This window comes from Streptomyces sp. NRRL S-920 (assembly GCF_000717945.1).
In the GTDB taxonomy this organism is placed as follows: Bacteria; Actinomycetota; Actinomycetes; order Streptomycetales; family Streptomycetaceae; genus Streptomyces; species Streptomyces alboniger.
The window spans coordinates 1-14,221 of the sequence record NZ_JODF01000024.1 but is presented as its reverse complement, the minus strand read 5'-3'; the positions used below and the strand labels follow the sequence as shown (position 1 = coordinate 14,221).

The window sequence follows — 14,221 nt, the reverse complement described above, 5'->3', positions numbered from 1 at the left end:
TCCTTCGGGTCTTTCGCATCGTCTTTCACAGCTTCGGCGCAATCTCTTCGGTCCAGATCCGGGTGCGCTCTTCCTGCGGCATGTGGCAGGCGGAGTAGTGCCCGGCGGCCACCTCGCGCAGATCGGGGCGCTCGCGGCGGGTGATCTGATCCTTGGGGATGTCCGCGTAGGGGCAGCGCGGGTTGAAGGCGCAGCCGCTCGGCAGGTTGATCAGGCTGGGCGGGGAGCCCTTGACCGGGATGAGCCGCTCGGTCTCCTCGCGGTCGATGCGCGGCATCGAGCCCAACAGGCCCCAGGTGTAGGGGTGCTGGGGCTCGTAGAAGACCTTCTCGGCCGTGCCGCGCTCGACGCACCGGCCGCCGTACATGACCAGCAGCTCGTCCGCCATCTCGGCGACCACACCCAGATCGTGCGTGATCATGATGACCGCGGAGCCGAACTCCTTCTGTAGATCCCGGATCAGGTCGAGGATCTGCGCCTGGACGGTGACGTCCAGGGCGGTGGTCGGCTCGTCCGCGATGAGCAGCTCGGGGTTGTTGACGAGCGCCATGGCGATCATCGCGCGCTGGCGCATGCCGCCGGAGAACTCGTGCGGGTAGGCGTCGACACGCTTGTCCGGCTGGGGGATGCCCACCCGGTCGAGCATCTCGATCGCGCGCTTGCGGGCGGTCTTCTTGTCGACGTCGTTGTGGACCCGGTACGCCTCGGTGATCTGCTTGCCGATGGAGTAGTACGGGTGCAGCGCGGAGAGCGGATCCTGGAAGATCATCGCCATCTCGCGGCCGCGCAGCTTGCGCACCACGTCGGGGTCGGCGCTCAGCAGCTCCTGGCCGTTGAGCCAGATCTCACCGGAGATCCGCGGCCTGCGGCGGCCGTACTGCCCGGCGGTGTGCAGGCCGAGGATGCCGAGCGAGGTGACCGACTTGCCGGAGCCCGACTCGCCCACGATGCCGAGGGTCTTGCCCTTCTCCAACTGGAAGCTGAGCCCGTCGACGGACCTGACCAGGCCGTCGTCGGTCGGGAAGTGCACCTTGAGGTCGCGCACCTCGAGGAAGGCGGAGGGAGCGGGCGAGTCGGTGACGGGCTCGCCCACCGCGGCTCCGCTCTTGGACAGTTCGGTCATCCCAGCCTCACTCGCGGGTCGATGACGGCGTACAGGAGGTCGACGACGAGGTTGGCCACGGCGATCGCGAGCGCCGCACACAGGGTGACGCCGAGGATGACGGGCAAGTCCTTGGTGCTGATGGCCTTGACCGCCTCCAGGCCAAGACCCGGCAGGTTGAAGGTGGACTCGGTGAGCACCGCGCCGCCCATCAGGACGCCGAGGTCGAGGCCGAAGACGGTGAGGATCGGCGTCATCGCGGAGCGCAGCGCGTGCTTGCGGATGACGACGCCCTCGCCGAGGCCCTTGGCGCGCGCGGTGCGGATGTAGTCCTCGCCGAGGACCTCCAGCATCGTGGCGCGCGTGAGGCGGGCGTACATGGCGGCGTTGAGGAACGCGAGCACGATCCACGGCAGGATCAGCGTCTGGAACCAGACGTCGATCGAGTCGTCGGTGCTGAGGCTGTCGGCGATGTTCACCCAGCCCAGCTCGTGGACGAAGACGCCCATCGCGATCATGCCGGTGAAGAAGACGGGCAGCGAGACACCGGCGAGCGCGGTGGTCATCGCGGCCCGGTCCCAGATGGTGCCGCGGCGCAGGGCGGAGATCACACCGGTGATGACACCGCCGGCCAGCCACAGCACGCAGGCTCCGGCGGCGAGCGCGCCGGTGACGGGCAGGGCGTCCTTGAGGGTGTCCCAGACCGGCGCCTCGGTACGGAACGAGTAGCCGAAGCAGGGGGCGGGGCAGTGCGTGACGTCACTTCCGTTGACGTAGTCACGGCCCATCGGGATGCCCTTGATGAAGTCCCAGAACTGGACGAGCAGCGGGTCGTCCAGACCGAGTTTGACGCGGATGCCCTCGAGCTGCTCGGCACCCGATGCCTTGCCGGCGAAGAGGACGGCGATGTCCTGTCCCGCCCACTTGGGCAGCATGAAGAAGATGGTGAAGGTCGCGAGCAGTACGACCAGCACCATGATGATGACGGCGATCAGGCGCCGGATGAGATAAGCAAGCACTGTGCGCGGCCCGGCGGTGGCCGGCACCCCCTCGTGAGGGGTCCCGGCCACCGCCCGGGGCCATCACCTGCCCTTCGGACTGGCGGGATTCGGCGGCGGTGGGGCGGTCAACTACGGGTCATGCGGGGTCGGTTACTTGACGACACCGAGCGAGACGTAGTCGTACCGGCCGTTGTAGGCGTCGTTCATGTAGGCGTTGGTCAGCCGCGACCCGCGCCAGGTGATGTTCTTCTCGTAGAGGAAGGGCATCCAGTCGGCGTTGTCGAGGATCCGCTTGTCGAGCTGCTTGTAGATCTCGCCGGCCTTGGCCGGGTCGGTCTCGGCGATCGCCTTGTCGAAGAGCGCGTCGACCTTCTTGTCCTTGATCTGCGACTCGTTGTAGTTGCCGTTGTCGATCAGGTAACGGCTGTCGAACAGCGGCTGCGCGTATCCCTGGCCGGAGGGGAAGTCCGGGCCCCAGCCGCTCATCTGCATGCTGTAGCCGCGCTTCCTCACGACGGAGGGCGAGCCGGTGATGCTGGCGGAGTCGGCGCCGTCCAGGGACTCGACGCTGACGTCGATGCCCACCTTCAACAGCTGCTCCTGGAGCGCCTCGGCGGCGTCGACCTCACCCGGGTTGTTGTTGCGGGCGGTGAGCTTGGCCTTGAAGCCGTTCGGCTTGCCGCACTTCTTCAGCTCTTCCTTGGCCTTGGCGGCGTCCGGCTTGCCCTTGCGCGCCAGCACCCCGTACGGGTCGTAGTCGCTGTGACCGGGGATCGCCACGGGGAAGGTGCTGTTGGCGATGTCACCGGCCGCGAGCTTGCCGCCGCGGGTCCGCTGGAGGCCCACGAAGTCCGTGCCGTAGAAGACCGCCTTGCGGCAGTGCACGTTGTCGAAGGGCTTCGCGGTGTGGATCAGGGCGACGTAGCGCACGAAGGACGTGTGCATGTTGTCGACGTTGCCCTTGTGCTTCGAGAACGCGGTGACGCGACCGGACTGGGTCATGCCCGTGCCGTTGAGGTCGACGTCGTAGTCGCCCGCCATCAGCCTCTTGTCGTTCTCCTCCAGGTTGGCGGAGATCGTGACGTCGATCTTGTCGGGCAGCGCCGCGCGGATCGGGTCCGAGGACTTCTTCCACTTGTCGTTGCGGACGAGCACGATCTTCTTGCCGGACTTGTACGTCTGGAACTTGTACGGGCCCGCGGAGAACGGCCGCGCGGTGTACTTCGCCTTGGTGTCCTTGGCCTGCTTCACCGGCGAACCGGTCGGCATGGCGAGGAACTGCTCGAAGTCACCGTTGCGCTTGGGCAGTTTGAAGATGATGGTCTTGTCGTCGGGCGTCTGGATCGCCTTCAGGCCGCCCTTGTCCTTGTACGGACCCTTGTACTTGGAGTCCGGGTCGAGCGCCTGCCTGATGTAGCCCGGGCCACCGGTGATGGTGTCCTTCGCCCACGCGCGCTCGATGCCGTACTTGATGTCCTTGGAGGTCAGCGTGGAGCCGTCCTCCCAGGTCAGGCCATCCCGCAGCTTGTACGTGTAGGTCTTGCCGTCGTCCGAGATCTTCGCGGTGGACGTGGCGAGGTCGGGGACCAGCTTCGTGCCCGCCTTGCCCGGCTTGGTGTCGTAGGACACCAGCTGCCGGGTGTAGAAGCGCATGAAGTCCCAGGACATGCCGTAGTAGGCGCGCTGGGGGTCGGCCGAGTCGAGGTCCTGCTTGCCGACCATCTTCAGCGTGCCCCCCTTCTTCTTCGAGGGGTTGGCGACCTTGTTCAGCGCCGCGTTGTAGCCGGCACCCTCCGAGTCACCGTCACCGTCACCGCCGCCGCACGCCGTGGTGGTCACCAGTGCCGCGACGACGAGGGCCGCACCGCTGGTGAGCCGTCGTTTCGAGGAAACTGTGGGCATTTTCTCGTAACCTCCGAGATTCGCGGTCCCTGGCCTTGAGCTGCCGGAGAACCATGGGGTGGAGCCACCTGACATGCGGCAGGGGCGAGCCGGTTGGGGGTTTCTAGCGCGTCCCCTTCGGGTCGAGCGCGTCACGCAGCCCGTCGCCGAAGAGGTTGAAGGCCAGAACGGTGATGAAGATCGTCACACCCGGGACGACCATGAACATCGGGTCGTGCTCGTAGGTTTCGAGCGCGTCGCGCAGCATGCCTCCCCAGGAGGCCGTCGGCGGCTTCACACCGGCGCCGAGGAAGCTCAGGGCCGCCTCCGTGAGGATGTTGGTCGGGATCATCAGCGTCGCGTAGACGGTGATCGGGGCGACCAGGTTGGGCAGCAGTTCCCGGAAGAGGATGTGGCGCTTTCCGCCGCCGAGGCTGCGGGCCGCTTCCACGTACTCGCGTTCCCGCAGCGAGAGCGTCTGGCCGCGGACGATCCGGCCGACGTAGGGCCAGCCGAAGAAGCCGATGACCAGGACGAGGATGCCGACGCGGACGCCGCTGCCGGTGAGGCCGAGCAGATCGTCCGGCAGGACCGAGACCAGGGAGATGATGAAGAGCAGCTGCGGGAACGACAGCAGCACGTCCATCACACGGCTGATCAGCGCGTCGACCCAGCCGCCGAAGTAGCCCGCCATGATGCCGAAGAGCGTGCCGAGCGCGACGGCGACCACGGCCGCGAGGAACGCCACGAGCAGCGAGATGCGCGCCCCGTAGACGATCCGGCTGAAGATGTCGCGGCCCTTGTTGGGCTCCACGCCGAGGAGGAAGTCGCTGCTGATACCGCCGAGCGCGCCCTTGGGGAGGTTGGTCAGCTCGTCCAGCTCTTCCTGGTGGAAGTCGTTGGGCGGGTGGCCGAGCAGGCTCACGATCAAGGGCGCGAAGACGGCGACCAGGACGAGGAACAGCACGACGAAGGCGCCGGCGAGGGCGACCTTGTCCTGCTTCAGCCGGTTCCAGGCGATCTGCTTGAGGGACCGGCCCTCGACCTTCTTCACCCCTGCACCAGCTGCGGGGGCGACGTCCTCGGTCGGGTCCGCGTCCGCAGGTGTGTCATGCAATGGTGCCGTCATCGTGGCAGGGACCCCTCTCAACCGGTGGTGACCGGCCCGCACTTGCCGCTGTAGCGACGTGATCAGTCCGTCGTACGCAGGGGGCGAAGGCCCCTGGAGCGGGAGTCTTCATCCACGTCGCGATCTGTTACCAGACTTGACGGGGAATGGATGCGCAAACGTGATGCTGATCGAGGTGTTCCGTTATGCGGACGCGGGTGAACGATGGTCGAACACGGGGCAGTTGGGGTGCAAGGCTTCACGGGAGCCCATAGGGCCCCACCGGCATCAGAACGGACATCGCGTCCGTTCGCGCTGATCAGTACTGCGCGGGGTAGCCGTACCCGCCCGCCGGGGCGGGGGCCGCCTGGGCGTCGCGGTCGTAGAACGGCCGGGCGTTGGCCCGCAGCCACATGGCGACCGGGTCGTAGTCGTCGGACATCGCGACGGTCGAGACGGGCAGCCCCTCCGGGACGGCCGCGATGGATTGCTGCATCATCGCCCGCACCGCGTCGACCGACGGCGGCGACGTGTCGTACACATCGAGGCCGATGGCCAGATAGGGCGCGCCGAGGGCGGGCTGCACCCAGGCGCGGCGCAGCGAGCGGACCGCGGGGGTGCGGTGCGCGTTCTGCGTCAACAGGGCGTAGAACTGGGGGATCTCGATGCTCGGCTCGGTGAGCCTGAGGGGCCCGGCGGGCAGCAGGTCGAGGCCGGTGGAGATGCGGCGCAGATCGAGCCAGGGGATGCCGACGCCGCCGCCGGGGGCGTGCGGATTCAGCCACAGGCCGTAGTGGTCGGGGTAGAGGGTGCGGGCGACGTCGACGCCGCGCACCACTTCGTAGCTGCGGTTCCAGCCGCTCGCGGACAGTTCCTGGGCGGAGGTCACGCAGGGGGCGTAGCCGAGGCCCTCGATCTCCATGTTCCCGTACTGGGCGTCGGGGGAGCCGGCCTGGCCGTGCCAGAGCAGCATCCACACCTGGTCGGCGGCGAGCGCGCGCAGGAGCGCCTCGTACGCGTCGTAACGCCCCGGCGTCACCTGGCGCAGCACCTGCTCCACCTGTCCGGCCGCGGCCGTGCCCGACGCACTCACCCGTAACCGCCCCTTCGTGACGAACTCAACGGACCCGAGGAATGGGCCCGGGGACCGGGCCCAGCGAACGGGCCCAGCGACTGGGCCCAAGGAATGGAACCAGCTTAAGCGGCGATCCGGTGGTAGAACGGCCGCACCGTCGCGCGCAGCCAGTCGGCCACCGGGTCCTGCGCCACGTCGAGCAGGACGAGGTTCACCGGCCACGGCACGGGGACCTGGCCGAGGGCGCGGCCCAGGGCCTCCATCGGCAGGTCGCGGGCGGTGCCCTCCCAGGAGGACAGTTCGACACCGACGAAGAGGGTCGGGTCGTCCGTCTCGATGGCGGCCAGGCAGCGGCGCGCCGTGAGCACGACGCCGGCCGCCTCGAACTCCCGGCCGGCCGCGGCGAGGAAGTCCACGGGGTCCTCCTGCCAGTCCGGCTCGAAGAGGCGTACGCGACCGCCGGTGGTGGGCCCGTCCAGCGGGGTGCGCCCGGCCCGGCACAGCTCGGCGACCGCGGGGGGCGGCAGCGGGGCGCCGACCGTGCCGTCGGGGTTCAGGGCCAGGCCCAGCTGCGGGGGCAGGCCGCGGGCGAACTCGACGGCGGGCGCGACCGTGTGTCCCATGCGGTCGGCCGCATCGCCGAGCGCCTGGCGGAACTGCTGTTCGGAGGTGAAGACGGGGACGTACGCCTGGCCGTCGATCTCCAGGGTGGGCAGGTCGAGGGTGCCGCTGTCGGGGCCACCGCCGTTCGGCAGCGGGATCCATATCCGGCTGCGGCCGAGGACCTCCACGATCCGTGCGCCCGCCGACGCGGGGGCACCGAGGGAGGCCGCGAGGACCTCTTCGAGTTCATTGCCCGGCCATCCGTCGTACGGATGGGCGTGTGCCTGCGCCGGAAAGTCCATCTGTCCAACCCCTGCTCGCGCTGTCCAACCCCTGCTCACGACCGCTGCCCGCGGTTCGCGGCTGCCTGCGGCCGAAACCCTAGCGTCGGGCGTCCTCAGCGGTCGAAGGCGATCCCCCGCAGGACCTGCGCCGCCGCGCGGTCGAGGAGCACCGCCGAGCCGCAGCCGCGCGGCAGACGGCCGCGCTCGGCGGCGCCGACCAGCCGCCCGACGGTTCTGCGGTGGCGCGCGAAGGCGTACCGGGAGACGCCGCGGCCGCGCTCGCGCTGGCCGGCGAGGGCGGTGTCCGCGGGGACGTCGAGCAGGAGCAGGTGCAGGGTCCTGCCGCGCCGCGCGGCCTCGCGGGCGAGCCAGCGGCGCACCCAGGGCTGGGTGCCGCAGTCGTGCACGACGGCGCCGGCGCCGGACCGCAGGACGCGGCGCAGCGCCGCGTAGTGCGCGAGGCGGACCAGGGGGCGGTAGAGCGCGTACGGCAGCAGGCGCGGCATGCGGCGGGCCCAGCGGTCGCGGGTGTCCTGGGAGTCGATGCGGGGGCCTGTGACGGCCTGCCGCATCAGCGTGGACTTTCCGCCGCCGGGCAGCCCGGAGACGACGACCAGGTCGCCCTCGTCGAAGGAGAGCCGGTGGGGGCTGTGCCCGGCCCGGTGGCGCAGATCCCGGACGACGGCCACGGGGAGCCGGCCGCAGTCCTCCCCGAGCGGGGCGGCGGCCTGCTTGGGCAGCGCCACCCCCGTGGTCGTGGCGTACACACTCGTCCTGCTGCGCACCGTGATCTGCCTCCCCATAGCGGTCACGTACTGCTTTCCCCGGCAAGTGTAAAGAGAAGGTAATGCGGCACAAGGGGATTACTCGACCATGAGTCCCCCTCGTCCACCTCGCGTGCAATGATGTGCGCGCCAACTCCATACCGGCCGTTTGAATCCGCGCGGGAGAGTTCCCGGCAGGCGTCGTACGACGCTCCGGGGCGCCGAAGGAGCAAGTCCCTCCCTTGAATCTCTCAGGCCCCGTACCGCGCGGGCGAGGCACATCTGAAAAGCGGGCCGGCAGCCGTCGGCTCCACCCAAGGTGCAAGCCATGACCCTCGCAGGCCGAGTGGTCGCGGCGAACCTCTCAGGTTCCGATGACAGATGGGGAGGATCGACCTCGCCCGTCATGCCCTGGGAGTTCCCTTCATGAGCACTGCCCCCCGTCTGACCGCCCTCGACGCCGTCCATCGGTCGCTAGGCGCGACCATGACCGACTTCGCGGGCTGGGACATGCCGCTGCGGTACGGCAGCGAGCGCGACGAGCACAACGCCGTGCGCACCAAGGCCGGTCTCTTCGACCTCTCCCACATGGGCGAGATCACCGTCACCGGCCCGGCGGCCGCGGACTTCCTGAACTTCGCGCTGGTCGGCAACATCGGCTCCATCGGCGTCGGCCGCGCCCGCTACACGATGATCGTCGCCGAGGACGGCGGCATCCTGGACGACCTGATCGTCTACCGGCTCGGCGAGCCCGAGGCCCCCGAGTACATGGTCGTCGCCAACGCCTCCAACGCCCAGGTCGTGCTCGACGCGCTCACCGCCCGCGCCGAGAGCTTCGACGTGGCGGTCCGCGACGACCGCGACGCCTACGCGCTGCTCGCCGTCCAGGGCCCCGAGTCCCCCGGCATCCTGAAGTCCCTCACGGACGCCGACCTGGACAACCTGAAGTACTACGCGGGCCTGCCCGGCACCGTCGCGGGCGTCCCCGCGCTGATCGCCCGCACGGGCTACACCGGCGAGGACGGCTTCGAACTGTTCGTCGCCCCCGGTGACGCGGAGAAGCTGTGGGGCGCGCTGATGGAGGCGGGCACGCCGGTCGGCCTGGTCCCCGCGGGCCTCTCCTGCCGCGACACGCTGCGTTTGGAGGCGGGCATGCCGCTGTACGGGCACGAGCTGACCGCCGACCTGACGCCGTTCGACGCGGGGCTCGGGCGGGTCGTGAAGTTCGAGAAGACGTCGCGCTCCGAGACGTTCGTGGGGCGCGCGGCGCTCGCGGCCGCCGCCGAGCGCGCCGAGTCCGCCCCGCCGCGCAAGCTCGTCGGCCTGATCGCCGCGGGCCGCCGCGTCCCGCGCGCGGGCTTCTCGGTGGTCGCGGACGGCAAGGTCATCGGCGAGGTCACCTCGGGTGCCCCGTCCCCGACGCTGGGCAAGCCGATCGCGATGGCGTACGTCGACGCGGAGCACTCGGCCCCGGGCACGCCCGGCGTCGGCGTGGACATCCGCGGTACCCACGAGCCCTACGAGGTCGTGGCGCTGCCGTTCTACAAGCGCCAGAAGTGACTGCCCGCACATCTTCCCCGTTCCGCAGCACCCACCCGCGTACAGGAGAATTCAGGTCATGAGCAACCCCCAGCAGCTGCGTTACAGCAAGGAGCACGAGTGGCTGTCGGCCGCCGAGGAGGGCGTGTCGACGATCGGCATCACCGAGCACGCGGCCAACGCGCTCGGCGACGTCGTCTTCGTGCAGCTTCCGGAGGTCGGTGACACCGTGACCGCGGGCGAGACCTGCGGTGAGCTGGAGTCGACCAAGTCGGTCAGCGACCTCTACTCCCCGGTGACCGGCGAGGTCGTCGAGGCCAACCAGGACGTCGTGGAAGACCCCTCGCTGGTGAACTCCGCGCCGTTCGAGGGCGGTTGGCTCTTCAAGGTCCGGACCACGGAGGAGCCGAAGGACCTGCTCTCCGCGGACGAGTACACCGAGTTCTCCGGCAGCTAAGGATCTCCCCGATGTCGCTTCTGAACACCCCTCTCCACGAGCTGGACCCGGACGTCGCCGCCGCCGTCGACGCCGAGCTGCACCGCCAGCAGTCGACCCTGGAAATGATCGCCTCGGAGAACTTCGCTCCGGTGGCCGTCATGGAGGCCCAGGGCACCGTCCTCACCAACAAGTACGCCGAGGGCTACCCCGGCCGCCGCTACTACGGCGGCTGCGAGCACGTCGACGTCGCCGAGCAGATCGCGATCGACCGCGTCAAGGAGCTGTTCGGCGCCGAGTACGCCAACGTCCAGCCGCACTCCGGCGCCTCCGCCAACCAGGCGGCCCTCTTCGCGATCGCCCAGCCCGGCGACACGATCCTCGGCCTGGACCTGGCGCACGGCGGCCACCTCACCCACGGCATGCGCCTGAACTTCTCCGGCAAGCAGTTCAACGTGGTTCCGTACCACGTGGACGAGGCCGGTCTGGTCGACATGGCCGAGGTCGAGCGCCTCGCCAAGGAGAACAGCCCGAAGGTGATCATCGCGGGCTGGTCCGCCTACCCGCGCCGGCTGGACTTCGCGGAGTTCCGCCGGATCGCCGACGAGGTCGGCGCCTACCTGTGGGTCGACATGGCGCACTTCGCCGGTCTGGTCGCCGCCGGGCTGCACCCCAACCCGGTGCCGTTCGCGGACGTGGTGACCTCCACCACGCACAAGACGCTGGGCGGTCCGCGCGGCGGCATCATCCTGGCCCGCAACAAGGACTTCGCGAAGAAGCTGAACTCCGCGGTCTTCCCCGGCTTCCAGGGCGGCCCGCTCGAACACGTGATCGCCGCCAAGGCCGTCTCGTTCAAGGTCGCCGCGAGCGAGGAGTTCAAGGAGCGCCAGCAGCGCACCCTGGACGGCGCCCGCATCCTGGCCGAGCGCCTGGTACAGGAGGACGCCAAGGCCGTCGGCGTCGACGTCCTGTCCGGCGGCACGGACGTGCACCTGGTCCTGGTGGACCTGCGCAACAGCGAGCTGGACGGGCAGCAGGCCGAGGACCGCCTCCACGAGGTCGGCATCACGGTCAACCGCAACGCCATCCCGAACGACCCGCGTCCCCCGATGGTCACCTCGGGCCTGCGGATCGGCACCCCGGCGCTCGCCACGCGCGGCTTCCAGGCGGAGGACTTCCGGGAGGTCGCCGACGTCATCGCCGAGGCCCTCAAGCCCGACTTCGACGCCGACGCCCTCAAGGCGCGGGTCTCGGCCCTGGCGGCCAAGCACCCCCTGTACCCCAACCTGTAGCATTTTCGTACGCTTTTCCTCGTACGAAACTTCGGGGCACCGCGCACACTGGAAGTGAACACAGTGAGTGCGGTGCCCCGGCTCATGCCCCGGCTCACGCCCTGCTTTCCGCACCACCCCGCTGCTTTCTGCACCATCCCGGCAGACGACGGCGTCTACCAACCACCATTGGAGTCTTCCGTGGCCATCTCGGTCTTCGACCTGTTCTCGATCGGCATCGGCCCGTCCAGCTCCCACACGGTCGGCCCGATGCGGGCCGCCCGCATGTTCGCGAGCCGCCTCAAGAACGAGGGCCTCCTGGCCCACACCACCGCGATACGGGCCGAGCTGTACGGCTCGCTCGGCGCGACCGGCCACGGCCACGGCACCCCGAAGGCCGTCCTGCTCGGCCTGGAGGGCGAGTCGCCCCGCACGGTGGACGTGGAGAGCGCCGACGGCCGTGTCGAGGAGATCAGGAGCAGCGGACGCCTCAACCTCCTCGGCGCGCACGAGATCGCCTTCGACTTCGACGAGGACCTGGTCCTGCACCGCCGCAAGGCCCTGCCGTACCACGCCAACGGCATGACGATCTTCGCGTACGACCGTGAGGGCGCCCTCGTCCTGGAGAAGACGTACTACTCCGTGGGCGGCGGCTTCGTCGTCGACGAGACCGTGCTTAATCAAGAGGGCGCGGAGGGCGAGAACCCGATCGTGCCGGACGACACGGTGTTGAAGTACCCCTTCCGCACCGGTGACGAGCTGCTGCGGCTCGCCAAGGAGACCGGCCTGTCCATCTCCGCGCTGATGCTGGAGAACGAGAAGGCCTGGCGCACGGAGGAGGAGATCCGCGAGGGCCTCCTCGACATCTGGCGGGTCATGCAGGCGTGCGTCTCCCGCGGCATGTCCCGCGAGGGCATCCTGCCGGGCGGTCTCAAGGTGCGCCGCCGTGCCGCCAACTCGGCCAGGCAGCTGCGCGCCGAGGGCGACCCGCAGGCCCGCGCGATGGAGTGGATCACCCTCTACGCCATGGCCGTCAACGAGGAGAACGCCGCGGGCGGACGCGTGGTGACCGCCCCGACGAACGGCGCCGCGGGCATCATCCCCGCCGTCCTGCACTACTACATGAACTTCATCCCCGGGGCCGACGAGGACGGCGTGGTCCGCTTCCTGCTGGCCGCGGGCGCGATCGGCATGCTCTTCAAGGAGAACGCCTCGATCTCCGGTGCCGAGGTCGGCTGCCAGGGCGAGGTCGGTTCCGCCTGCTCGATGGCGGCGGGCGCGCTCGCCGAGGTCCTCGGCGGCTCCCCGGAGAAGGTCGAGAACGCCGCCGAGATCGGCATGGAGCACAACCTCGGCCTGACCTGCGACCCGGTCGGCGGCCTCGTCCAGATCCCGTGCATCGAGCGCAACGGCATGGCGGCCGTGAAGGCCGTGACCGCCGCGAAGATGGCGATGCGGGGCGACGGCTCCCACAAGGTGTCCCTCGACAAGGTCATCAAGACCATGAAGGACACGGGCGCCGACATGAGCGTCAAGTACAAGGAGACGGCGCGGGGCGGCCTCGCGGTGAACATCATCGAGTGCTGAGGCGTCCTCGGTTCGGGGCGCCGCGCGCGGGTCAGCAGGTGGTGCGGGCCCCGATCCGCTTCAGGTCGATGAGGTAGTCGTCCACGGCGTCCGTGACGCAGGCGTTGCCGCGGCCGTACGCGGTGTGGCCCACGCCCTCGTACGTCAGGAGCATCCCGCCGGGGAACTGCTCGGCGAGGCCGCGGGCCTCGTCGTACGGCGTCGCGGGGTCGCCGGTGGTGCCCACGACCAGGACCGGGGGGACGCCCGCGGCGCGGACGCGGTGCGGGCGCTGCGTGCCCGCGGGCCAGTCCTTGCAGGTCAGTTCGTCGACGACGCTCGATGTGCCGTAGACGCCCGCGGCCTTCTCGGCGGGTGCGAGGGCTTTCCAGTAGGGCTCCGCCGTACGCGGGTGGGGCGTGTCCAGGCAGCTGACGGCGAGGAGGGCCTCGTCCTCATTACCGGCCTCGCGCCTCTTGGTACGGGCTTTCGCGGAGGCATCGTCTCCGGAGGCGTCGTCGCCCTCCGCCATCTCGGCGAGGAGGGTGGCGTCGCCGTCGGCGGCCTCGGCCAGCGCGTCGGAGAGGGGCTCCCAGTCGTCCTCGGGGCTGTACATCGCGTCCGTGACGACATCGAGCAGGGTCCGCGCGTCGACCTCGTACGCCTCTTCGTCGCTGACCGGCAGCGGCTCGCGCGCCGCCTCCTCGAACAGCCCGTCGAGCACGCCGGATATCTCCGCCGGGCTCGTGCCGGGGCAGGCGGCGCCCGCGATGTCCGCGCAGTACTCGGCGTAGTCCTCGACGGCCCTGCGGAACCCGACGCCTTGGCTGATGGCCCGCTGCGACCAGTTCAGGGACGGGTCGGACGCGCCGTCCAGGGCGAGGGCGCGGACGCGGTGCGGGAACTGTTCGGCGTACGACGTGCCGAGGCTCGTGCCGTAGGACCAGCCGAGGTAGGTCAGCTTCCGGTCGCCGAGTGCCGCCCGCAGGATGTCCAGGTCGCGGGCCGCGTCATCGGTTCCGACCTGGCGCAGGATGCCGCCGCTGCCCTTCGCGCAGGCCTCGGCGTCGGCGCGGGCGGCGGCGAGTGCGCGGGCGCGGTCGGCACGGGTCCTGGGGATGAGGGGCGCCGGGGCATCGTCCGCCATGCCCTCGTCGTCGGGCTCCGCGCAGGTCACGGCGGGTCGGCTGCCGCCGACGCCCCGCGGGTCGAAGGAGACGATGTCGAACCGGGCGCGCACGTCCTCGCTGAAGACCTCGCCGCTGTCCGACTTGAGGTCGCTCACTCCGGAGGCTCCGGGGCCGCCCGGGTTGTAGACGAGCGAGCCGATGCGCTCGCCCTCCTTCGCGGTGGGCGCCTTCGCGACCGGCAGGACGAAGGTCTTGCCGTTCCGTGGGTGGGCGTAGTCCCGGGGAACGGTGAGCCGCGCACAACGCAGACCGTCCCCGCACGGACGCCACGCCAGCTCCTGCCCATAAAACCGCAGAAGCCCGGCCCGCCCCGAGGTCTCACCGCGCTCCCCGGCCGCCTGACCGCCCTCCCCGCTCCCGGCGGTGCACGCGGTGAGCGCGAGGGCGACGAGGGCGGTGAG

At 70.0% G+C, this 14,221-nt stretch carries 12 protein-coding genes and 1 riboswitch; of the genes, 4 read left to right on the top strand and 8 right to left on the bottom strand.

The window, feature by feature from the left end; all coding sequences use genetic code 11:
* Positions 1–25: 25 nt before the first annotated feature.
* From IG54_RS0118795 to IG54_RS0118765, 7 genes are all read right to left on the bottom strand, one after another.
* Complete coding sequence (locus IG54_RS0118795; protein ID WP_030785162.1) at positions 26–1,123, bottom strand: ABC transporter ATP-binding protein; 1,098 nt, start codon at positions 1,121–1,123, stop codon at positions 26–28.
* The gene (locus tag IG54_RS0118790) at positions 1,120–2,121 is read right to left on the bottom strand and encodes an ABC transporter permease (protein WP_030785160.1); all 1,002 of its coding nucleotides are present in this window, start codon (positions 2,119–2,121) and stop codon (positions 1,120–1,122) included. The genes IG54_RS0118795 and IG54_RS0118790 overlap by 4 nt, the downstream gene beginning before the upstream one ends.
* Positions 2,122–2,253: 132 nt before the next feature.
* Entirely contained in the window at positions 2,254–4,005 is a 1,752-nt protein-coding gene (locus IG54_RS0118785; RefSeq protein ID WP_030785158.1) for an ABC transporter substrate-binding protein, read from the bottom strand.
* 103 nt (positions 4,006–4,108) lie between these two features.
* On the bottom strand, positions 4,109–5,113 hold the full coding sequence (locus IG54_RS0118780) for an ABC transporter permease (protein WP_030785157.1): 1,005 nt from the start codon (positions 5,111–5,113) through the stop codon (positions 4,109–4,111).
* A gap of 298 nt (positions 5,114–5,411) precedes the next feature.
* Complete coding sequence (locus tag IG54_RS0118775; RefSeq protein WP_030785155.1) at positions 5,412–6,185, bottom strand: enhanced serine sensitivity protein SseB C-terminal domain-containing protein; 774 nt, start codon at positions 6,183–6,185, stop codon at positions 5,412–5,414.
* Positions 6,186–6,289: 104 nt separating this feature from the next.
* Positions 6,290–7,072 carry an enhanced serine sensitivity protein SseB gene (locus IG54_RS0118770; RefSeq protein ID WP_030785152.1) on the bottom strand — a complete coding sequence of 261 codons (783 nt, stop codon included), beginning with the start codon at positions 7,070–7,072 and terminating at the stop codon, positions 6,290–6,292.
* Between the two features lie 95 nt (positions 7,073–7,167).
* A complete protein-coding gene (locus tag IG54_RS0118765) occupies positions 7,168–7,857 on the bottom strand; it encodes an AAA family ATPase (RefSeq protein ID WP_199809560.1) in 690 nt (229 codons plus the stop codon).
* 131 nt (positions 7,858–7,988) lie between these two features.
* Positions 7,989–8,094, top strand: a riboswitch (glycine riboswitch).
* Between the two features lie 150 nt (positions 8,095–8,244).
* Here IG54_RS0118765 and gcvT point away from each other — a divergent pair.
* The 4 genes from gcvT (at position 8,245) to IG54_RS0118745 (ending at position 12,651) form a co-directional block, all read left to right on the top strand.
* Positions 8,245–9,378, top strand: a complete 1,134-nt coding sequence (gene gcvT, locus IG54_RS0118760) for a glycine cleavage system aminomethyltransferase GcvT (protein ID WP_030785147.1) — start codon at positions 8,245–8,247, stop codon at positions 9,376–9,378.
* Positions 9,379–9,436: 58 nt separating this feature from the next.
* On the top strand, positions 9,437–9,814 hold the full coding sequence (gene gcvH, locus IG54_RS0118755) for a glycine cleavage system protein GcvH (RefSeq protein WP_030785144.1): 378 nt from the start codon (positions 9,437–9,439) through the stop codon (positions 9,812–9,814).
* 11 nt (positions 9,815–9,825) lie between these two features.
* Positions 9,826–11,085: a serine hydroxymethyltransferase gene (glyA, locus tag IG54_RS0118750; RefSeq protein WP_030785141.1), complete on the top strand. Its 1,260-nt coding sequence runs from the start codon at positions 9,826–9,828 to the stop codon at positions 11,083–11,085.
* A 180-nt stretch (positions 11,086–11,265) separates the two neighbouring features.
* Positions 11,266–12,651, top strand: a complete 1,386-nt coding sequence (locus IG54_RS0118745; protein WP_030785138.1) for an L-serine ammonia-lyase — start codon at positions 11,266–11,268, stop codon at positions 12,649–12,651.
* A gap of 31 nt (positions 12,652–12,682) precedes the next feature.
* On the opposite strand, the gene IG54_RS0118740 is transcribed toward IG54_RS0118745, so the two are convergent.
* Positions 12,683–14,221: alpha/beta hydrolase (locus tag IG54_RS0118740; RefSeq protein WP_030785135.1), on the bottom strand; the 1,539-nt coding region annotated here is incomplete at its 5' end.